Origin of the sequence: Campylobacter sp. RM16188, assembly GCF_012978795.1 — a bacterium.
Taxonomy (GTDB): Bacteria; Campylobacterota; Campylobacteria; order Campylobacterales; family Campylobacteraceae; genus Campylobacter_A; species Campylobacter_A canis.
Genome location: NZ_LIWQ01000007.1, coordinates 94,972 through 116,099 on the forward strand (window position 1 = coordinate 94,972; position 21,128 = coordinate 116,099).

The 21,128-nt window shown below is 38.9% G+C and carries 23 protein-coding genes; 17 read left to right on the plus strand and 6 right to left on the minus strand.

The window, feature by feature from the left end:
• The first annotated feature begins 8 nt into the window (after positions 1–8).
• From CDOM16188_RS05455 to CDOM16188_RS05475, 5 genes are read left to right on the plus strand one after another with little or no spacing between them, the layout of a single operon-like run.
• Complete coding sequence (locus tag CDOM16188_RS05455; RefSeq protein ID WP_172199982.1) at positions 9–770, plus strand: acyl-CoA dehydratase activase; 762 nt, start codon at positions 9–11, stop codon at positions 768–770.
• Positions 767–1,879 carry a double-cubane-cluster-containing anaerobic reductase gene (locus CDOM16188_RS05460; RefSeq protein WP_172199985.1) on the plus strand — a complete coding sequence of 371 codons (1,113 nt, stop codon included), beginning with the start codon at positions 767–769 and terminating at the stop codon, positions 1,877–1,879. The genes CDOM16188_RS05455 and CDOM16188_RS05460 overlap by 4 nt, the downstream gene beginning before the upstream one ends.
• Positions 1,880–1,899: 20 nt before the next feature.
• On the plus strand, positions 1,900–2,859 hold the full coding sequence (locus CDOM16188_RS05465) for a substrate-binding domain-containing protein (protein WP_172199988.1): 960 nt from the start codon (positions 1,900–1,902) through the stop codon (positions 2,857–2,859).
• Positions 2,846–3,592 (plus strand): ATP-binding cassette domain-containing protein, encoded by a 747-nt coding sequence (locus CDOM16188_RS05470; protein ID WP_172199991.1) that lies wholly within the window; start codon positions 2,846–2,848, stop codon positions 3,590–3,592. Before CDOM16188_RS05465 ends, CDOM16188_RS05470 begins: the two co-directional genes overlap by 14 nt.
• The gene (locus CDOM16188_RS05475; RefSeq protein ID WP_172199994.1) at positions 3,585–4,526 is read left to right on the plus strand and encodes an ABC transporter permease; all 942 of its coding nucleotides are present in this window, start codon (positions 3,585–3,587) and stop codon (positions 4,524–4,526) included. Before CDOM16188_RS05470 ends, CDOM16188_RS05475 begins: the two co-directional genes overlap by 8 nt.
• Positions 4,527–4,553: 27 nt before the next feature.
• Here CDOM16188_RS05475 and CDOM16188_RS05480 read toward each other — a convergent pair whose 3' ends face one another.
• Positions 4,554–5,663 (minus strand): cation diffusion facilitator family transporter, encoded by a 1,110-nt coding sequence (locus CDOM16188_RS05480; RefSeq protein ID WP_172199997.1) that lies wholly within the window; start codon positions 5,661–5,663, stop codon positions 4,554–4,556.
• Between the two features lie 173 nt (positions 5,664–5,836).
• On the opposite strand from CDOM16188_RS05480, the gene rho reads away from it, so the two are divergent.
• Positions 5,837–7,180, plus strand: a complete 1,344-nt coding sequence (gene rho, locus CDOM16188_RS05485; protein WP_169940008.1) for a transcription termination factor Rho — start codon at positions 5,837–5,839, stop codon at positions 7,178–7,180.
• 38 nt (positions 7,181–7,218) lie between these two features.
• On the opposite strand, the gene CDOM16188_RS05490 is transcribed toward rho, so the two are convergent.
• Together CDOM16188_RS05490 and nusA are read right to left on the minus strand one after the other, a co-directional pair.
• Positions 7,219–9,030, minus strand: a complete 1,812-nt coding sequence (locus tag CDOM16188_RS05490) for a DNA polymerase III subunit gamma/tau (RefSeq protein WP_172200110.1) — start codon at positions 9,028–9,030, stop codon at positions 7,219–7,221.
• Positions 9,031–9,305: 275 nt separating this feature from the next.
• Positions 9,306–10,412, minus strand: a complete 1,107-nt coding sequence (gene nusA, locus CDOM16188_RS05495) for a transcription termination factor NusA (protein ID WP_172200000.1) — start codon at positions 10,410–10,412, stop codon at positions 9,306–9,308.
• 145 nt (positions 10,413–10,557) lie between these two features.
• Here nusA and CDOM16188_RS05500 point away from each other — a divergent pair, with 145 nt between their 5' ends.
• From CDOM16188_RS05500 to CDOM16188_RS05535, 8 genes are all read left to right on the plus strand, one after another.
• A complete protein-coding gene (locus CDOM16188_RS05500; protein ID WP_169940004.1) occupies positions 10,558–10,800 on the plus strand; it encodes an HP0268 family nuclease in 243 nt (80 codons plus the stop codon).
• Entirely contained in the window at positions 10,797–12,110 is a 1,314-nt protein-coding gene (gene miaB, locus CDOM16188_RS05505; protein ID WP_301538605.1) for a tRNA (N6-isopentenyl adenosine(37)-C2)-methylthiotransferase MiaB, read from the plus strand. Before CDOM16188_RS05500 ends, miaB begins: the two co-directional genes overlap by 4 nt.
• A complete protein-coding gene (locus CDOM16188_RS05510) occupies positions 12,091–12,726 on the plus strand; it encodes a lysophospholipid acyltransferase family protein (protein ID WP_172200003.1) in 636 nt (211 codons plus the stop codon). Before miaB ends, CDOM16188_RS05510 begins: the two co-directional genes overlap by 20 nt.
• Positions 12,719–13,183 carry a hypothetical protein gene (locus CDOM16188_RS05515; RefSeq protein WP_172200006.1) on the plus strand — a complete coding sequence of 155 codons (465 nt, stop codon included), beginning with the start codon at positions 12,719–12,721 and terminating at the stop codon, positions 13,181–13,183. Before CDOM16188_RS05510 ends, CDOM16188_RS05515 begins: the two co-directional genes overlap by 8 nt.
• Entirely contained in the window at positions 13,180–13,407 is a 228-nt protein-coding gene (locus CDOM16188_RS05520) for an excalibur calcium-binding domain-containing protein (protein ID WP_172200009.1), read from the plus strand. Before CDOM16188_RS05515 ends, CDOM16188_RS05520 begins: the two co-directional genes overlap by 4 nt.
• 65 nt (positions 13,408–13,472) lie before the next feature.
• Positions 13,473–14,483 (plus strand): hypothetical protein, encoded by a 1,011-nt coding sequence (locus CDOM16188_RS05525; protein WP_172200012.1) that lies wholly within the window; start codon positions 13,473–13,475, stop codon positions 14,481–14,483.
• Positions 14,483–15,007 carry a hypothetical protein gene (locus CDOM16188_RS05530; protein ID WP_172200114.1) on the plus strand — a complete coding sequence of 175 codons (525 nt, stop codon included), beginning with the start codon at positions 14,483–14,485 and terminating at the stop codon, positions 15,005–15,007. The genes CDOM16188_RS05525 and CDOM16188_RS05530 overlap by 1 nt, the downstream gene beginning before the upstream one ends.
• Positions 15,000–15,527: a hypothetical protein gene (locus CDOM16188_RS05535; protein ID WP_172200015.1), complete on the plus strand. Its 528-nt coding sequence runs from the start codon at positions 15,000–15,002 to the stop codon at positions 15,525–15,527. The genes CDOM16188_RS05530 and CDOM16188_RS05535 overlap by 8 nt, the downstream gene beginning before the upstream one ends.
• A gap of 10 nt (positions 15,528–15,537) precedes the next feature.
• Here the strand turns inward: CDOM16188_RS05535 and tilS are convergent, their stop codons facing one another.
• The 3 genes from tilS to panC are packed head-to-tail and all read right to left on the minus strand — an operon-like array spanning position 15,538 to position 18,683.
• Positions 15,538–16,536 carry a tRNA lysidine(34) synthetase TilS gene (gene tilS, locus CDOM16188_RS05540; protein WP_172200034.1) on the minus strand — a complete coding sequence of 333 codons (999 nt, stop codon included), beginning with the start codon at positions 16,534–16,536 and terminating at the stop codon, positions 15,538–15,540.
• Positions 16,529–17,860 (minus strand): 30S ribosomal protein S12 methylthiotransferase RimO, encoded by a 1,332-nt coding sequence (gene rimO / locus CDOM16188_RS05545; RefSeq protein ID WP_172200037.1) that lies wholly within the window; start codon positions 17,858–17,860, stop codon positions 16,529–16,531. The genes tilS and rimO overlap by 8 nt, the downstream gene beginning before the upstream one ends.
• Position 17,861: 1 nt before the next feature.
• On the minus strand, positions 17,862–18,683 hold the full coding sequence (panC, locus tag CDOM16188_RS05550) for a pantoate--beta-alanine ligase (RefSeq protein ID WP_172200040.1): 822 nt from the start codon (positions 18,681–18,683) through the stop codon (positions 17,862–17,864).
• 118 nt (positions 18,684–18,801) lie between these two features.
• On the opposite strand from panC, the gene prfB reads away from it, so the two are divergent.
• The 3 genes from prfB to CDOM16188_RS05565 all read left to right on the plus strand — a co-directional run bounded on the left by prfB (position 18,802) and on the right by CDOM16188_RS05565 (position 20,948).
• Positions 18,802–19,902, plus strand: a complete 1,101-nt coding sequence (prfB, locus tag CDOM16188_RS05555) for a peptide chain release factor 2 (protein ID WP_172200116.1) — start codon at positions 18,802–18,804, stop codon at positions 19,900–19,902.
• Positions 19,903–19,923: 21 nt separating this feature from the next.
• Positions 19,924–20,241: a type II secretion system protein gene (locus CDOM16188_RS05560; protein WP_172200043.1), complete on the plus strand. Its 318-nt coding sequence runs from the start codon at positions 19,924–19,926 to the stop codon at positions 20,239–20,241.
• Between the two features lie 83 nt (positions 20,242–20,324).
• Entirely contained in the window at positions 20,325–20,948 is a 624-nt protein-coding gene (locus CDOM16188_RS05565) for a tetratricopeptide repeat protein (RefSeq protein ID WP_172200046.1), read from the plus strand.
• Positions 20,949–21,128 lie beyond the last annotated feature (180 nt).

Consider the following 21,128-nt stretch of genomic DNA (forward strand, 5'->3'; position numbering starts at 1 on the left):
GGCACACAATGTATCTCATCGGTATAGATATCGGCTCGACATCTACAAAAGTGGCTGTTTTTAATAAAAACGATCAAAAATTCACAGAGTTGTTTTTGCGCCCTACAGGATTTAGCGGGGTAAAAATAGCGGATGAAATTTATGAAATTCTAAAAGAGAAAAACTACTTCCCAAGCTTCATAACCGCAACCGGATACGGCAGAGTAAGTGTTAAATACGCAAATTTTACTACGACTGAAATTTTATGTCACGCATTGGGGGCGAATTTTTTATTCCCGAAAGACTGCACGGTAATCGACGTAGGCGGGCAAGACACAAAGGCTATCAAAATCGTAGCAAACAGGCCTGAAGACTTTATAATGAACGATAAATGCTCCGCAGGAACGGGCAAATTCATCGAAGTGATGGCAAATCGTCTCGGGCTTGATATAAACGAGCTTTACGCCACTGCAAAGAAAAATTTAAATATCAAACTAAGCTCCACTTGCACCGTATTTGCCGAATCAGAAATAATCTCGCTAATGGCAAACGGCGTAGATAAAACGCAAATCGCTTACGGTATCATCGATTCGTCCGCTCAAAAGGTGGCCTCCTTAACCAAAAGGCTGGAGAGTGAAATTTACTTTTTAAGCGGCGGGCTTAGCAGGGTAAGTCTTTTTAAAAATTTGCTCGCAAATCACTTGCAAAGAGATGTTTTTACCGATGAAAATGCCATATTTTGCGGAGCGATGGGAGCTAGCCTGATCGGACTTAAAAAGGAAAAATCATGAGAATGGATTTTGAAAAACTTAAAAAACGCAACTCCTTTGAACTGCAAAATTTAAAAGCTGAGGGCAAGCCTATAGTAGGCACGTTTTGTACATATTCGCCAAAAGAGCTGATATACGCTGCAGGCGGAGTTGCCGTCAGTCTTTGTGCAAATGACGAAAGCCCTATAAATATCGCGCATAAAGAGCTTCCAAGAAATCTCTGTCCGCTTATAAAGGCAAGCTACGGATATGCGGTTAGCAAAAAATGCCCTTATATGAACGCAAGCGATATCATCGTGGGAGAGACTACTTGCGACGGCAAAAAGAAGATGTATGAGCTACTTGCAAACCACAAGTCGGTGTATGTTTTAGAGCTTCCAAATATGACAAATAAGCGCTCGCTGGCTCTTTGGAAGGACGAGCTAATAAGCTTTAAGGAGTTTTTACAAGAGAAATTCAAAGCTAAGATAACCCAAGAAAATCTCCTTGAAGCGGTAAAAATCCACAACGAGGAGCGCGAGTTGATGTGTGAGCTGATGGAGCTAAACAAGGCCATCCCAAGCCCTATTAAAGGTAGCGAACTTCACGAGATACTATTTGCAAGCGAATTTATTTACGACAAAAAAGAGAAGATAAAAACTCTCAAAGCCTTCATAGAGGCAACTAAACAAAATTTAGAAGCTAAAATTTCAGATAAAAAGCGTATAATCATAACCGGCTGTCCAAGCGGCGGAGTGTATGAAAAAATAATAAAACAGATAGAAAATTTAGGCGCTGACGTAGTTGCTTTTGAAAACTGCGTCGGAACGAAAAATTACCGAAATTTGGTCGAAGAAGAAGGAAATTTGATAGAAAATATCGCTAAAAGATATCTTGAAATTCCATGTTCGGTGATGTATAAAAACGACAAAAGAGCGCAAATCATCAAAGAATTTATCAAAGAATACAGCGCAGACGGCGTCATAGATATAGTTTTAAGCGGATGTCATACATACGCTATAGAGACAAATAAAATAAGAGAAGCTAGTAAGGAGGCGGGTGCGAATTATATGAGTTTAGAGACTGATTATTCAAGGCAAGACAGCGGACAAATACGTACAAGACTAGAGGCTTTTATAGAGCTTTTATAAACAAAATTTAAGGAGAAAATATGAAATTTAAGAGCATTTTACTAAGTTGCTTACTGCTTGCAGGCTCTGTTGCGGCAAGCGATAAGCTTAAAGTTTATTTTGAAGCGGGAAGTATCGGCGATAACTTCTCAAGCGTTATCTCAAACGGCGCAAAAATGGCGGCAAAAGACCTAAATATCGATCTTAAGGTGGTGTATTCCGAGTGGGATCCAAACAAGATGGTTGAAAATTTCAAAAACGCCGTTGCAACATCGCCTGACGGCATCATAGTGATGGGTCATCCCGGAGACGAGCTATATCAGCCGCTTATCAAAAATGCGATAGAAAAAGGCATAAACGTAACAAGCATAGATACCGAGCTTCCAAAAAGCCTAGAAGCCTTTAAGTCAAGCGGATTTGGCTATACGGGAAGCAACAACTACGAAAGCGGCAAGGCTATGGCGCACGAAGCTGTGCAAAAATTTGATATGAAAAGTGGCGAAAAGGTTATGGTATGGGGACTACTTAGCATGCCTGTAAGGGGTCTTAGAGCAAAGGCTATGCTTGAGGTGTTTAAAGAAAAAGGTTTAAAGGTAGAATACATCGAAATTTCACCTGAGATAAACAAAGACCCAAGCTTAGGACTTAGCGTATTTGGCGCTTACATGGCAAAGCATCCTGACACCAAGCTGGTAGTGCTTGACCACGGAGCGCTAACGGCGCAGTCACCGCAGTTCATGAAGAGCCTAAATTTGGATAAAGAAAAGCTAAATATCGCAGGATTTTCACTGTCTCCTGCTACGATTGCAGGGATTAAAGACGGCTCAATCGACCTAGTCGCCGACGCTCAGCCGTTTTTTCAAGGGTATTTTAGCGTCGTGCAAATCGTAATGAGTAAAAAATACGGATTTTCAGGATTTAAGGTTGATACGGGAGGTGGATTTATAACCTCTAAAAATATCGCCCTTATCGAGCCTTTAGTAAAAAATGGCATCAGATAACGCGATAGAGCTTAAAAACGCTTTTAAAAGTTTTGGAAATACCAAAATTTTAAAAGGCATAAATTTTAACCTAAAAAAGGGCGAGACAATCGCTCTTTTAGGCGATAACGGAGCGGGCAAATCAACTCTTATCAAGTGCCTTTGCGGTTATGATAGGTTTGATAAATTTGATAGCTTTAGCGTGCTTGATACTCCTATAAAGAGGGGAGAATTTGACCTGCTAAAAGCTAGAAATTTAGGCATGGAAGTAGTCTTTCAAGATAGCTCGCTCGGGCTTTCTCAAGAGATTTATCGAAACATATTCGCCACTCGTCATATCACGAAATTCGGTCTTATCGATAAGAAAAAAGAGATAGAAATTTCAAATCAAATTTTAAAAGAGTTCATCGGCTTTAGCGGAGCGGGAATCGACGCTACAAGCCTTGCAAGCAACTTAAGCGGAGGTGAAAAGCAAGGACTTGCTATAGCTAGGGCGATTTATTTTAAATCACAAATTTTAATTTTAGACGAGCCTACAACAGCGCTTGGAGTAAATGAGACCGAGCGATTTATGGGCTTTTTAGATAAGCTCAAAGAGCAAAATTTAAGCATCATAATCATCACTCACAACTTAAATCAAGCCTTTCATATCGCCGATAAATTTGTGCTTTTGAGAAGCGGAGTGATAGAGCAAGAACTAGATAAAAGCGAAATTTCGGATCTAAATTCACTCTACAAGGTATTTTATGAGTAAAAATTTAGTCATCACCGCGATACTTTTTGTGATTTTAGGAGTATTTACAGCCTTTTCGCCCGAGGTGTTTTTAGCCAAAAACATCTATTTTAGCTACCTAACCTCAGTGCCTATCATACTCATACTCTGCCTTGGCCTGCTTCCTCTTATCATCTCAGGCGAGTTTGACATGAGCTTTCCTGCGACGATGGCGATGAGCGGATTTGTATTTTCTTACGTTTTTAAAGCAAGCGGAAATTTAGCCTTCGCTACGCTTGCAAGCCTTGCCTTTGGCGCGCTTAGCGGAGCTTTTAACGCACTTTTGGTTATAAACGCAAAAATACCTTCCATTATCGCAACTATCGGCACTCAGTTTTTCTGGCGCGGACTTGCTGTGGTGCTAAGCGGAGGACTTTCGCTATCTTTAGCCAGTGCCGAAGGCTTTTTAAAGGAATTTTTTGTAGGCAGACTTGCAGGAATACCCGCTCAATCAATCATCGCGACCGTTTTGGCGATACTAACTTACATCATGATCTTTAAACACAAATTCGGAGATAATATCTTATTTTCAGGCGATAACGCAAAAGCAGCCAAAATGCTAAGCATAAACGTTGCTAGGAGCAAATACCTGCTTTTCATCAATATGGGCGTGATGAGCGCACTTGCAAGCATTATCTTAAGCCTTGAGTTCATCAACTGGTGGCCTACGCAAGGAGACGGATACATGTTGCTTGTATTTGCGGCGATCTTTATCGGCGGTACGGGCGTAAGCGGAGGAAGCGGAAGCGTATATGGAACGCTCATAGGCAGCATAATCATCGGCATAATGGAAAGCGGTATCGTAGCCATGGGCTTTGACGCATTTTATACGCGAGTGATTTACGGAGCTATCATAATCGTATCTGTTGTAATATACGCCAAATTTGATAAAAATTCCAAAGCGCGCAGCTTCTAATCAAACTTTGCGCGCCAAGGATAAATTCTAAGCAAACTCCCTATCGATAACGATAAAAATTTTATACCCTGGAAACTGCGCCGAAACTACACTTTCCATTTTGGCTCTAAGCTCGTCTAAATTTCGCTCTTTAAAGCTAACTACGACATCAAATCTAACCGTTTTTTTGGCAGTATTTATAAAAAATGCGTGTAAATTCAGTATGCTTTTAAATTCGCTTAATAGATTTTTCACGCACTCTTTGGTGTCGTTTTGCCCTAAATTTACGCTATAAATTCCAAACACAAGATATATACGATATCTGCGGTAAATTTCTATCTGAAGCTCGTTTAAGCGCTGGGAAATTTCTGAAATTTTCATATGCTCGTCAACTTCTACGTTTATCGAGCCTGCATATCGCTCAACGCCGTAGTTATGAAGTATCAGATCATACGCATCAAGAACTATCTCACACTCCTTAACCGCCTTATAAATTTCATCGCTTACTTCTTTTTCTACTCGCCCGCCGATGATTCTATCAAAGGTTTCTTTAATCAAAATCACGCCGTTATAAATGATAAAAAGCGAAGCCAAGGCTCCTGCATAGCCGTCAACTTGGATATTTGCAAAGTACGAAAGTCCTGCGCTAACAAGTATCACGCAAGAGATGATAGCGTCTCCCAAAGCCTCCTGTCCAACTGCTTTTAAGGCTATGGACTTGGTTAAATTTCCCATCTTTTTATAGTAAAACGCTATGGCAAATTTTACAAATATAGCTATGAAAAGTATGATTAAGAGAGCCGGAGTAAATGTCGTAGTAACAGGCTCTATGATGTTTTCTATCGAGGTTTTTAAAAACTCAAAACCAAGCATTAAAACTATGATAGAGACTATAAGCCCTCCGATATACTCAACCCTTCCGTATCCGTACGGGTGGCTCTCGTCAGGCAACTTTTGAGCAAGCTTTGATCCGAAAATCGTTATCAAGCTTGAAAATGCGTCACTTAGGTTATTTACCGCATCAGAGATGATAGCTACGGAATTTGAAGCAAGCGCTATAAAAATTTTAATGCTTGCCAAAATCACATTCGTAACTATACCTATAAAAGCGGTTTTTATTATCTTTTTTTCACGTTCGCCGTCTTTAAATTGCATCATTTTAAACTTCTTTTTATTAAGATTTTCGCCATTTTATCATATTTTTTAACTATTTTAGAACACGAGTTAAACTTGACAACAAAGCAAATTTTATATAAAATACGAACTTCAAAGAACTTCTTTTGAAACTTTATTTTCTACTATAATTTATCCAGTAAATTTAAAGAGGACTAATGGAAAACACTAATCAATCTGCGCAAGCAAATTCAGAGACCACAAAAACTACGAAAAAACATCAAAATACTCGCACTCATATTCCTGTAGACGGACACAAGATAGAAGAACTTCGCATGCTAAGTCTAGAAGATCTGGTGCAGATAGCAAACACCGTAGGCGTGGAAAATCCTCGCGAATTTCGCAGACAAGATTTGATATTTGAAATCCTAAAAACACAGACCAAACAAGGCGGCTTTATATTATTTACGGGGATTTTAGAGATCACCAACGAAGGTTACGGATTTTTACGCTCGGTCGATGCAAATTTAAGCGACAGCTCTAACGACGCTTATGTTTCAAACTCTCAAATTCGCAAATTCGCCCTGCGTGTAGGCGACATAGTAACCGGTCAAGTTAGAGAGCCAAAAGATCAAGAAAAATATTACGCCCTGCTTAAAATCGAAGCAGTTAATTACATGCCTCTAGCGGAAGCCAAAGAAAGGCCGCTTTTTGATAACTTAACTCCGCTATTTCCGACTCAAAAGCTTCATCTTGAATATGATGCGATGAAGCTTACGGGTCGCGTGCTTGATCTCTTTACACCTATCGGAAAGGGACAGCGCGGACTTATCGTCGCACCTCCAAGAAGCGGTAAAACCGAGCTTATGAAAGAGCTTGCTCACGGTATCGCAAGAAATCATCCCGAAGCGCACCTCATGGTGCTTTTGGTTGATGAGCGCCCTGAAGAGGTTACCGATATGCAGCGCTGCGTAAAAGGCGAAGTGTTTAGCTCGACTTTTGATCTTCCCGCGCTTAATCACGTGCGAGTTGCCGAGCTCGTTATCGAAAAGGCAAAGCGTTTAGTTGAAATGGGCAAGGATGTCATCATCTTGCTTGACAGTATAACCCGTCTTGCACGCGCCTACAACACCGTAACTCCGCCAAGCGGCAAGGTGCTAACGGGCGGCGTTGACGCAAACGCACTTCACAAACCGAAAAGATTTTTCGGAGCGGCTAGAAATATCGAGGACGGCGGAAGCTTGACGATAGTAGCAACCGCGCTTATTGATACAGGTTCAAGAATGGATGAAGTTATATTTGAGGAGTTTAAAGGTACAGGAAATAGCGAAATCGTGCTTGATCGCAACATCTCAGACCGCAGAATTTATCCCGCTATCAATATCTTAAAATCAGGCACAAGAAAAGAAGAGCTTCTTCAAAAGCCTGACGAACTTCAAAAAATTTGGGCTATACGCTCGGCCATCGCTTCAATGGATGATGTGGAAGCGCTTAAATTCCTGTATGCAAAAATGCTTAAAACAAAAGACAACAAAGAGCTTTTGTCAATATTAAATGATTAAAATTTGAGTCTTTTAAAGCTCAAATTTTAGCTTTTTTATTAACTCAAATTTAAAATTTCAGGTTCGCCAAAAAGCCTATGCGCCTCTTTTAATACAGCTTGGTTTTTAGCGTTTTGCAACTCTTCGGGCGATTTTGACTCAGTTGATTCCGGCTTAAGCATAGCAGAATCGTCTATCTTAACCTTTACTTCGGGAATTTCACTTGGCTTAATTGTATCCTTGCTTTGCTCCTCAATCTTTTCAAGCTCCATATCAAGCAATGCCATATCATCAACCACAATACCCGAATCGGTTTGAAATTTTAGCGAATAAGCGGTAGTAAAATCCTCAGTATTATCTCGTTTATCACCAAGATATGGCTTAAAATTTGACTGAGCTTCTTGGCTCGGCTCAGCTAAATTCGAGCTTGAATTTTGCTCCATATCTTGCCTAGATCTAGCTATATCACTCTCGTCTAAATTCGCTTCGTTTTTATCGTCTATTTTAGGCTGAATTTCTTTTGGAGCGATCTTAATCTTTGCGTCTGAGCCAAAATTCGCACGTAAAATTTCCATTATAATTTTTGAACTGGAGCGTAATTTTTCTTGGTTGGCTCCACTTGCATTTGAAGAAAGGCTCAGACAGTTATCTTTAAACTCCAAAAACTCAATGCACTCCTTAAAGCACTCTCCAAGAGAGTAATCTCTATCGTAAATTTTATCCAAAAACAGTTCATACGGGCTTTTTGATACCATTTTAGCAGCTGTATTTACTTGAGCCTGCTTAGCTGTAGGAGTGCTTAAATTTAAGCCCTGCTCTTTTAGCTCAAAATTTCCTATCATGTCGTCAATAGGCTTTAAATTTATCGCTTCCATCATCATAAAAAGCATTATGCTAAGCACGAAACCGTTATCACTACTTACGCTAAGCATGCTCTTGGCTTCGGATAAAATTCTAAAAAATCTCTCATATAAAAGCAGTGAATATTTGTTGTTTCCGCTTAAAAAATTCTCTTTTAGATTTGCGATTAATTCATCAATTATCATCTCGCCGTCATAGCTCTCAAGCTCGCTTACAAGCCTGCTCATCGCTGCTCTATCGCCGCTCATCACGACTTGCATAATCTCTTCGATACGTGCAGGATCTAGTAGCCCAAGCATATCGGCAACCACGCTTTGAGTGATCTTTGCGTGCGAATAAACAATAGCCTGATCAAGCAAAGTAAGCGTATCCCTAAGTGAGCCCGAGCCGCTGCGAGCCAGAATTTCTACAGCCTCGCTCTCATACTCCACACCCTCTTTACTCAGGATAAATTCAAGATGCTTGATGATATTTTGCTTTGAAATTTGCTTAAATCTAAAATGCTGAGTGCGCGAAAGCACGGTAGCGGGAAGCTTAAGCGGATCGGTTGTAGCAAGGATAAATTTCACATAGCTTGGAGGCTCTTCAAGCGTCTTTAAAAGTGCATTAAAGGCTTCGCGAGTGAGCATATGCACTTCGTCTATGATAAAAATTTTATACCGCGCCGCCGCAGGGGCGTATTTCGTCTGCTCGATAAGCTCTCTGATGTCATCTATCTTTCTGTGGCTTGCTGCGTCCATCTCTATGATATCGATGTGGCGAGACTCGTTAGCCATGATGCAATGAGCGCACTTTTCACACGGCTTTGAAGTGGGACCGTTCTCGCACACTAGAGCCTTTGAAAAAATTCTAGCGCTTGAAGTCTTACCGCTTCCGCGAAGACCCGAAAACAGATACGCATGAGTTAGGCGATTTTCGCTAAGTGCGTGAGTTAGGCTTTTGCTTACCGATTCTTGTCCGATAAGTTCGTCGAAATTTCGGGGGCGATATCTAAGTGCTAGTGCTTGCAACACAAATTTTCCTTAATTTTAAATTTCTAGATTGTAGCCGTTTTTGCATAAATTTTTAATATAGTGAAATTTTTGGATATAATCGCGAAAATTCAAAAAACAAGGGAAATAAATGAAAAAAGTATTGCTTGTATCGATGATATTTTTAGCGGGATTTTTACTAAGCGGCTGTGAGAGAAACGACTACCAACATCCGCTTCACAGATCAACTAAAAACAAGTAAATTTTAGCGGCAAGGAGGTCTAAAACCCGCCTTGCCAAAGGCTAAATTTAGCCTACAGATCTCCAAAGAGAGCTTTGAGATCTTTCATGCTCTCTTCTTTATCTTCGGTTGCTTTCACGCTGCCAAGCTCGACAAGCTCGATTTCAAATCCGCTCAGCATGCTTGCTAAACGTATGTTTATACCACTTTTGCCTATGGCTTTGCTCTTTTGCTCGCTAGCTATGGTTACGACGGCTTTTTTCTCATCAACGATCTTAACGGCACTTATTATAGCAGGCGCCATCGCTCGAGTTATAAGGATAGTCGGCTCACTTGAAAACTCTATCGCGTCTATGTTTTCTCCGTTTAGCTCTTTTGTCACGGCATTTATGCGCACGCCTTTAGTGCCGACCGTTGCGCCCACAGGATCTACGTTTGGAGTGGTTGAGATAAGCGCTACTTTGGCTCTCTCACCGGGAATTCTGGCGCTTGCGGCAATCAATACAAGTCCATCTTTGATCTCTGGGACTTCGGCTTTTAAAAGAGCTTCTAAAAATTTTGGAGATGTCCTGCTAAGCTCAACTCTAATGCCTTGAGATTTATCTATATACACGCTTTTAATAACCGCTTTTACGACGTTTCCGACTCTAAATTTCTCGCCTTTGATACGGTTTTTACGCGGCATAACGGCACGAATTTCATCTATCTCTATGAATGTATTTTCTTCACTATCTACGCGAGTAACGGTTCCAAATACCATTTGCCCTATCATATCTTGATATTTTTGGAAAATTTTCTCTTCCATTAGGCGCTGTATGTGGTATTCAAGCTCTTTATGAAGCGTTTGAGCGGCAGTTCTGCCTAGATTATCCGTGCTTAGCTCATAAGTAAGCTCATCTCCTACTTCAACCCCGCTATCTATCTTTTTAGCCTCATCCAAGCTTAAAAAATGCTCGTTATCCTCTTGCAAACGCTCATCGTCATTAGCCACTATCGTGATTTTTTGATACAAACGAAGCGAGCGACTTGCGCCGTCTATAACGACATCGTATTCGTAATTTTCACCATAAACACGCTTTGCCGTATTTACAAGAGCCCTTATAACGCGCTCTTTTACGTCCTCTATCTCTAAACCTTTTTCATTTGCTATTGACTCTATGATATCTGCTATCTTTTCCACTATATCTCCAAATAATAAATTTCATGGGATTTTATCTGCGTAGATTCGTATTATATAAAATATATACTTTTAATAAGTTTAATAGCCATTTTATGATATTTTTGATATATTAATAGATTACGAAACAGAACTTTAAGGATAAAAGATGGAGCTAAAACTAGCCAGAAACGAGATTGACGCGAAACCAAAGACAATTTCGCTCGATAAGATCGAAGCCGCAGTTTCCAAAGATGGACAGAAAATTTTTTATTTCGATAAAGACAATAGCCACAAGCAGCTAATCGCCCTAATAGAGCATTTTGAAGAAAAAGGGCTAAGCGTATATCATAGAACTGTCAAATACGGACTTGACGAGAACGACTATATGTACGAGGTTCATATTCTTTGAGTAACGCAACGCAAAAAAAGCTCTTCATACAGACATTAGGCTGTGCTATGAATGTGCGCGATAGCGAGCATATCATCGCAGAGCTTAAGCAAAAAGAGGACTATGAGCTAACAGATAAGATGGAGGATGCCGATCTTATCCTTATCAACACTTGCTCGGTTCGCGAAAAGCCAGTTCATAAACTATTTAGCGAGGTAGGTAGCTTTGAAAAAGTTAAAAAAAGCGGAGCTAAAATCGGAGTGTGCGGTTGCACGGCAAGTCATCTTGGGAGTGAAATTTTTAAACGCGCCCCTTATGTGGATTTTGTTTTGGGCGCAAGAAACGTAAGCAAAATTTCACAGGCCGTAAATACTCCGAAATTTATAAGCACGGACATAAATCACGACGAGAGCGAATACGCCTTTGGAGAATTTAGAAGCTCACCATATAAATCACACATCAACATCTCCATAGGCTGCGATAAGAAATGCACTTATTGTATAGTGCCGCATACCAGGGGCGACGAGATCTCGATACCTGCAAATTTAATCTTAAACGAAGTTAAAAAGGCTGCAGACGCCGGCGCTAAAGAGATATTTTTACTAGGACAAAACGTAAATAACTACGGAAAGCGCTTTTCAGCCTCTCATGAGAAAATGGATTTTAGCGATCTGTTGGTTAAGATAAGCGAAGTAAACGGAGTTGAGAGAATTCGATTTACCAGCCCTCACCCGCTTCATATGGATGATAAATTTTTAGAAGTTTTTGTAAATAATCCCAAAATTTGCAAATCCATGCACATGCCGCTTCAAAGCGGCAATACAAAAGTTCTTCGCGAGATGAAGCGAGGATATACCAAAGAGTGGTTTTTAGACCGCGCACTTAAACTTCGCTCGATGTGTCCTGATGTAAGCATAAGCACCGATATCATCGTGGCTTTCCCCGGTGAAACTGACGCTGAATTTGAAGATACGATGGATGTGCTTGAGCGTGTTAGATTTGAGCAAATTTTTAGCTTTAAGTACTCCCCTCGCCCTCTTACAAAAGCGGCGGAATTTACAAATCAAATTCCAGATAACATCGCTTCGGCTCGTTTAACAAGACTTCAAAGCAGGCACAATGAAATTTTAGACGCGATAACAGCCTCTCAAAAAGATAAAATTTTAGAGGTTTATTTTGAAGAGCTAAGGGCAAATGGCGCAGTTGCCGGAAGAAGCTTTAATAATTTCTTGGTTCAAGTAGAGGGCAGCGAAGAACTACTTGGCAAAACACTAAAAGTAAAAATCACAAATCCAAAAAGAATGGTTCTTTATGGCGAGTTGGTGGGCTAAATTTAAAAGAGCGTTCTTTATAAATTTCACCACTTACGCCATATATTTTCTTATTTGGCTCATATTTTTAACCTGCAAAAAGACCTACTCCAAGACAAATTTACAAAATTCTCCATGCGTCGTGCTCTTTTGGCATGGGCGCATAGCCATGATGAGCTTTGCCTACTTGCACTGGTGGAGTAAATTTAAAAGGCACGGCAAAGTAATTATCAGCGATCATAAAGATGGCGAGATAATAGCAAGAGTGATTAAATTTTTTGGCATAGGAACTATCAGAGGAAGCAGCTCAAAAGGCGGCGCAAAAGCTCTTATAAACGCCTTTAAAGAGATAAAAGCTGGCAACGACGTGATAATCACTCCCGACGGACCAAGAGGCCCACGCCATAGCGTAGCGGACGGAGCCGTGATAATAGCTCAAAAGCAAAACGTAAATATCCAAATTCTAAACTACGAAGCAAGTAAATTTTGGCAGTTTAAAAGCTGGGATAAGATGATCCTGCCAAAGCCGTTTTCAACCATAAATTTTACCCTCTCAGAGTCTTTTAGCGTTGCTAATTTAAGCCTTGAAGACGCTAAAAATTTGATAAAAAAGAAGATGGGTGCTAGCGATGAATAATAAATTTTTCATAGTCCTTTTAGCTACTGCTATCATCGTTGGATCTTGGGTGTTTTTTGCGACAAACAGCTCATACCAAGAGGCTTTGCAGTCTAAATTTTATTATGAAATCGGAAACTACAAAAAAGCGCATGAACTAGCTCAAAAAGCCTACGAAAAAGACATCTACAACAAGATGGCAAACACGGTGATGAAGCAGAGCCAAATCGCTCTAAAATACACAAGATACATAGAAGAAGCAAATGAATATCTGGAGCAAATTTTAAAGATAAGCAAGTCTAGCGAGGTTAGCAAGGTAGATACTAACCGCATACGCATAATGTGCGAGATCGTTATCGAAGGATACGACAAATTAAAGCCTTCAACGCTAACGCCAAAAGATATCCAAGATGAAGCAAAAGATATGCGAGATAAATTTGTAAAGCTTAAAGAGGAGCTGTTTAAGGAGGAAATATGAGATATTTAGTTTTAGTTGCTTTTTGCATGAGTATGCTTATTAGCGGAGATAAGATTGATTGCTCCAAGAAATACTACTGCTCGCACTTTAAAGATTGTGATGAAGCGATGAAGTATTTAAAAAAATGCAAAAGCGAAAAGAATGGTGGCAACCAAAGGACGGACGGGGATAATGACGGTGTGCCTTGCGAGAGTCAACATTGTAGCCACATCATATTAAGATAACCTCGATTAATTGCAATTAATGCCAATTTTAGGTAAGATAAAGCACTATAAATTTTAGGAGAATTATGTCGTTTTCTATTCGCCGTTTTTTTAGTATCTTATATCTTAGCGTAGTTATAGAGGCTAAGCAGTGTCTATTTTACGGTAAAGTTATGAGAGGCGGCAAAGTGATAAAAACCGTTGAAGCCAAATTTGATAACGACAATGAAAACAACATAAACGATAAGATAATCAATTACCTAAAAAGACAGCAAAAAGAGTACAAATGGCTTTATTTGGCGCTATTTTTTGACTCTTTAAGACAAGGCGCGCTTCCTTGCAGAAGTGATGATGATTTTAAAAAATTTGGCATAGATCTTAAGAGTATTGGCTATACAAAAGTAGATAAAAACTGGTATGTATACGCTGATCTTATCGATATTGCCGAGGCTAAAGCCAAATTTAAAAATATCGGAGTCGATCTTATCTTTTCGCCGATAGCTTTGCTTCATAAGATGATCCTTCAAAAAGGCTTAAGCGAAAAAAACACTCTTTATATCTACAATCACAAAGACTCGTTTGCGCTTTGTATAGCTTCTCACTCAGAGCTTAAATTCGGAGCTTTTGCCAAGACAACCGACACTGTAGCCTCTATCGGTGAAGAGGCTGGAGAATTTGATAAAGAAAGCATTGATGATATCGATGATTTTATAGCCGAGGTTGATAGTAGTTTTGAGAGTTTAGACAGTCTTGATAGCCTTGATGACCTTGTTAAAACACAAGGAAACGAAGAAGATTTTGCCGATTTGGATTATGATATCAATATGCCAAATTCAAGCGACGTAACCGCATCCGTATCTATATTTGGCAGAGATATGAGTATGTATCAATACATAACTTCGGCTCTAAGGGAATTTTACTCAAATCCGCTTTATGAGAGTGATTTTATCGAGCAAATTATCATATTTGATAACGCCAAAACAAGCGCAACATTCCTACACTTCCTGGAAACGGAGTTGCTCGTTGAAACTTCGATATATCCGATAAATACGCTTAAGCTAATGACCGAACTTATGATAGACGAGGCGGGAATATGATGTATAGCTATAGCCTGATTAAACCTCTTAAAAAGCCTATTTTTAGCCTATTTAGTAAAATTTGGATCTCTCTTATCGGTATTGTGTTTTTGCTTTTGGTATCGCTAAATTTATTTCTTGTTTTTAAAAACCATATGCTTGAACAAAGTATCCTTTCAGCTAAGCAAACTTACGAGCAAATTTCAAGCGATATCGCTCAAAACGATGCGGTTACTGCAAAACTGCAAGAGCAACGCGACTTGGCAAATGAAATTTTTGCCTCAAATACCATACTAAAACAAAGCCTAAACAACCTTTTTGACCTGGTTCCTGATAGTATTACTCTTAATGAAGTTGTAATGGACAAAAACTCGCTTATCATAAAAGGCGTTACACCAAACAAAGATACTTACAACATGCTTTTACTAGCACCGCTCAAATCGATATTTAGAACGTCAAACACGACATTTTATCAGCTTAAAAACGGCTGGCTAAATTTCATAAGCACAAACAAAATCGACAACTCGGAAGGTTACAATGAGTAAAGATACAAGCCTAGAAGAGATCGATATAGCAAAGCTTTTAATCTATATACTGGTATTTGTGATAGTTTGCCTGGTGATGATCTTTGCTTTTATCGTGCCAAACATCAAAGAGTATCGCGAGATAAATTTACAAAATCGCTCTCAAACTGCAAGCGTAACTAAAATCAATCAAATTTATAATACTAAAAACGCAAATTTAAATGATATGAAAGAGAAACAAAGGCTTGTATTTAAGGCTTTTGAAACCAAATTCGACAAGGCAAATTTCAGCGCTTTTGCAAGTAAATTTTTCAGCGAAGTAAGACTTGCCGAAGTTCCGCCAAAAGACACTAATGAGAAGTTTTTAAGATACGAGCTAGAAGTTACGACTTCGCTTCAAACTCCGAGTAAATTTTATGATTTTATAGACGCGCTTGCCAAATACGACAATATAATAAAAGTAGATTTTCCTATAAATATGCGCGGACAAGAGGATAAAATCCACACGACTTTTAACATCAAAGTTTACGGACAACGCTAAATTTAAGCTTTCAGCAGGCTAAAATATCTTTTAATTTATTTAGGTCAAAATCTCTACTAAAAAGATAAGGTCTAACTGCTTTAGGCACTCTTAGTACTCTGCAAGCCTCTTTAAATTTCTTATCCATAACGGCTTTTATAAATGGCGATATAAAGATAAAATTTTGTGTGCACCCTACTGATATTTTGCCGCTTACAACTAAATCAGCTCCAAATTTTAGGCATCTGGAGCACTCTTTTCTTTGAGCTTCACTCATCACTACGCCTAAAATTTTACACACCCTATCAATCCCTCGAATTACGTTTATATCGTTTTTAACTAGATAAAAATTCTCAAAAACATATAAAATTTCAGGCTCTAAAATTTCTTTATCTTTTTGTAAAAACTCAAAGCTTTTTGCTACTCCGCGGGCAAAATTATGCAAAAACGGCTCGCTAAATTTAGCTCTAAATTTATTCCGAGTAAAGTCGCTTTGCAAATTTGTCTCATCGACAAAATACCTAAGCTTGCGCTCTTGCAAAAACCCTAAAAGCTGTTTTTTGCTTACGGCTAAAAGCGGTCTAATGAGATTAAAATTCGCTCTTTTTTCAAACGAACTCATGCCAAGAAGCTCGTTTAATCCTGCTCCCTTGCTAAGTTGCATCAAAAACCACTCGAATTTATCATCAAGCTGATGAGCTAAAATCAAATTCGTATATCCAAATTCCTTACAAATTCGCTCAAAAAACTCATATCTAGCCTCTCTTGCCCTGCACTCAAAATTTGCGCACTCAAGCTTAACGCTAAGCTCAAAAATTTGCTTTGCAAATTTTACAGCCAACTCTTTAGCGCTTGCTATCTCTTGCTTGCTTTGAGCGCGAACGTTATAATCAACAATCGCGATATCAAATTTAACCCCCGCATCCTCAAGCAGGTAAAAAAGAGCCGTGCTATCAACTCCGTGCGAAAAAGCAAGTAAATTCTTACCGCTTTTTAGAGTTTCAAGCTCGGCAAGGCTGATATCAGGCATGCTTTATGACACGGGCAAGTAGAGTTTTATCCACGACTTCGCTTACTTCGCACTCATAAAGACCGCCCGTTTCAAGCTCTTGTATGTCGCTTTCGTTTATAAGAATTTCACCGTCTATGTCTTTATCCCAAATGAGCTTTTTAGCGCCATAAAACATCTCGCCCTCGCTGCTTATGCCGTCTATTGAGACTAAAATTCGCTTGCCTTGCTCATTTGCAAAACTCTCTTTTATCGCGCTATTTATGATCTTTTCTATCTTTGATAGGCGAGTTTGTATTGTTTTTGCAGGGATTTGCTCCATCTCATAAGCCAAAGTATCCTCTTCGCAAGAATAGGCAAAAGCTGAAATTCTATCGAATTTAAATTCGCTTAAAAATTCGCAAAGCTCTTTAAAATCAGCCTCGCTTTCGCCCGGATGTCCTACGATGATGCCTGTTCTTAAAAACGAATTTTCAGCTTGCCTCATCATGGTTAAAAGCTCTTTTATACGCTTTGCGCCGCTTCCTCTTCTCATAACCTTTAACATCTTATCGCTGATATGTTGAATAGGCATGTCAAAGTAGTTATGAAATACCGGCGAAGCGATAATACGGCGTATAAGCGCGTCTGAAGTGGTACTTGGATAAAGATATAAAATTCTAGCCGATTTCACTCCGTCTATCTTCTCAATAGCATCTATAAGACTAATAAGCCCGTCGCTAACGGCTTGATCTCTCATATAAGAGCTTGAATCCTGACTTAAAAAGCTAAAATCATAATACCCCTTTGCAACCAGCTTTTTTACCTCATCTACGATATTTTCAAGAGCGCGCGACTTTAGCTTACCTTTAAAGGTAGGTATAGCGCAAAAGCTGCATTTTTGATTACAGCCTTCTGAAATTTTGATGTACGCGTGGTAGTTTGAGCCTGTTATAACGCGTTCTTCGTTAGCTTGCAAGTAAGTAGAGGGGCTAAATAAATTTTGCTTTTTAAGTATGATCTCATCGATCTTGTCATAGTCCCCAACTCCCGTAAAAAGATCCACCTCCGGAAGCTCTTTCATAAGCTCCTCGCGGTATCTTTGCATCAAACATCCCGTAACTACGAGCAAAGAGTCCTTTTTGCGCGCTTCATGCATCCTAAGTATGGCGTTTATACTCTCTTCTTTGGCAGAATCGATAAATCCGCAAGTATTTACTATGATAACATCCGCATGTCCGATATCATCGGTTATAGCATAGCTTTTAAGTCTGCCTAGCATTATTTCGCTATCTACTAAATTTTTATTACAGCCAAGCGAGATAAGGTGAAGCTGTTTTTGATTTTTTGTATTTAAATTTTGCATTTTATACCCATAAATTATCGATTAAACGAGTTTTGCCTACATAAGCTGCGATTAAAATTATGCTATTTTTTAGCTCAACTCTTGGAATTTCATGAAAGCTTCTATCAACGATCGCTACATAATCCACCTTAAGAGGTCTTAGAATTTCAAGCATCTGCTCTTTTATCTCTTTAGCGCCAAAATGTTTCATTTTAATCAAATTTGAAGCGTGCATAAGAGATGATGAAAGCTTAAGGGCGGCTTCTTTTTCATCTTCGTTCAAATAAGCATTGCGCGAAGAAAGCGCAAGTCCTTTATTGTCTCTTACGATTTCGCAAGGAACTATCTCTAAATTCATAAAATTAGTAGCGACCATGTTTTGCACTATTGCAAGCTGCTGAGCGTCCTTTTTGCCAAAGTAAGCTCTTTTTGCGCAAGTTATATTAAATAGCTTATTTAGCACTCTTAAAACTCCGTCAAAGTGCCCCGGTCTTGTAGCTCCTTCTAAAATAGAAGCTAAATTTTCAGGTGCGCTGATAAGAGGTTCATTTTTAAAATAAAGTTGATTTGCCGTAGGAATAAACATCACATCAACCCCGCACTGCTTGCAAATTTCAATATCTCTAGCCTCGTTTCTAGGATACGCATCCAAATCCTCGCCCGGTAAAAACTGAGTCGGATTTACAAACGTAGAAACGATAGAAATTTCATTTTCGCTTATACATCTTTTAATAAGGCTTATATGCCCGTCATGCAACGCCCCCATGGTAGGCACGAAACCGATTTCAGGATTTACTAAATTTATAAATTCTCTTAATTCATTAACGGTTCTAAATATTTGCATCTTATATTTCTACCTTAATCTTAAAATTCGCCAATTATATCAAAATTTTATCTTTTAAAAATTAAGCTTTAATCAAATATGTTATAATCACGCAAAAAACATAAATTTGGAGATAAATTTGGACAACTACGAATACACCGAACTTCTTAAAAAACTTGAAACCAAAACCAACAATATCGCCCTTATAATCAAACCAAACGAGATAGAAAAACGCCTTGAAGCCATAAGCGAACTTGAAAACGATCCAAGCTTTTGGCAAGATATCACGCGCGCAGGACAAATAGGCAAAGAAAAAACTAAAATAACAAATATACTCGCAAAATTTAAAGAGGCTAAAAACGCACTTACCGACACAAGAGATCTTTACGATCTTGCAAATCTAGAAAATGACGAAGAGACGCTCAATTCGCTCTACGAAGACGCAGACGCACTTGAAGAAAAGATAGTAAATTTAGAAATTTCAATGCTACTTAGCGGCGAAGATGATAACAAAAACGCTATCGTTACCATTCATCCGGGTGCAGGAGGCACTGAGAGTAACGACTGGGCGAGCATGCTATATCGTATGTATCTGCGCTTTTGCGAAAGAGAGGGCTTTAAGGTAGAAACGCTTGATTTTCAAGAGGGCGACGAAGCGGGTCTTAAAGACGTAAGCTTCATAGTAAAAGGCGAAAACGCCTACGGCTACTTAAAGGCGGAAAACGGAATTCACCGACTTGTGCGAACAAGTCCATTTGATAGCGCAGGACGCAGGCATACGAGCTTTACAAGCGTGATGGTAAGCCCTGAGATTGATGATGATATAGAGATACAAATCGATGAAAAAGATATCAAAATAGACACTTATAGAGCAAGCGGTGCCGGCGGTCAGCACGTAAATAAAACCGAAAGCGCGATTAGAATCACGCACTATCCGACAGGTATAGTCGTGCAGTGTCAAAACGATAGAAGCCAGCATAAAAACAAAGCAACCGCTATGAAAATGCTAAAATCTCGCCTTTATGAGCTTGAGCTTATGAAGCAGCAAGAAGCGAGCGCAAGTGTCGAAAAAAGCGAAATCGGCTGGGGTCATCAGATACGCTCTTACGTGCTTTTCCCGTATCAGCAAGTAAAGGACAACCGCTCAAATTTAGCCTACTCTCAGACCGACGCAATCCTTGACGGCGACATAAAAAAGATCATCGAAGGCGTCTTAATAAGTCAAAAAAGCATAATGTAATAAATTTAAGAAAGGACAAAAATGGAGTTAGAAGCACTTCTTAACCAACTAAACTACGGCGTAAACGATACTACGCTAAATCAACTAAAAAGAGTTCTAAACAACTCAAGCGGAGTAAGCACGGAAGAGATAATTACTCTAAACGATCATTTAAAACCGCATCGTTGCTTTGTCGCTTTAAGCGGAAGCGAGGATTATTTTAAGATTAAAAATGTCGCAACTTCCGAAGAGATAAAGCAAGAAGTCGAAGAGATAATCCAAAAATGGGCGAGCAAGCACAAATTCTCCCTTAAAAAAGTAAATGATACAACGCATTATATATTAGGAAGAGTCGAGTGAATCTAACTGCGAATTTAATTTGCATAAAATATGAAATTTTAATAATTTGCACAGATAAATTTTAATAAACAAAGGATAATCAAATGAAAAAATTGCTAATGTTTTTAGCTGCTTTATTTCTTGCAGGATGCGCTTCGTCATCTACACCTAGTGCTCCAAGTATAAAAAACACATCAGTCGATACGGACTTTAACACCAGAGCACTTGCTATACTAAAACCAAAATGCGATAGCGGAAATTTCTCGGCATGCAACGACTTGGCGCTGAGCTATCAAAATTTACAAGATCATAAAACCGCATTTAACATCTATGAAAGAACTTGCAAAAGCGGATATCAAAAAGCTTGCACAAATTTAGCCAATATGTATATGTACGGCGATCAAATCGGACTAAAAAAAGACACTCAAAAGGCGCTTGAAATTTATAAAAATTCATGCGTAAATCAAGGAGCTGATTCATGCTACTACTTGGGCGAATATTACCGTTCAAATGACGGCAAAGAATCAGACTTCGCAATGGCTTTTGACGCATACTCAAGAGGTTGCACGCTTGGAGATATGCCTGCTTGCACCAATATGGGAATTTTATACGAGCTTGGTCTTGGAACACAAAAAGATGAGTATAAAGCTCTTCAAATTTATAAATCATCCTGCTTTAGCGGCGAGGTTTCAGGGTGTGATAATATGAAGAGAATTCAAGGAAGATAAAAATAAAAGAGGGTTACTATACCCTCTTTTACTCCTCAAAATTTTAATTTAAAATTTTATTTAATTATTTTTAAATATACTTTATATAAACTACTACTTAAAATTAATCATTTTAAAAATATAAAAAATAATATAAACTAGAATTCAATATTTTTAGTTTATGCTAAAAATGATATTTAT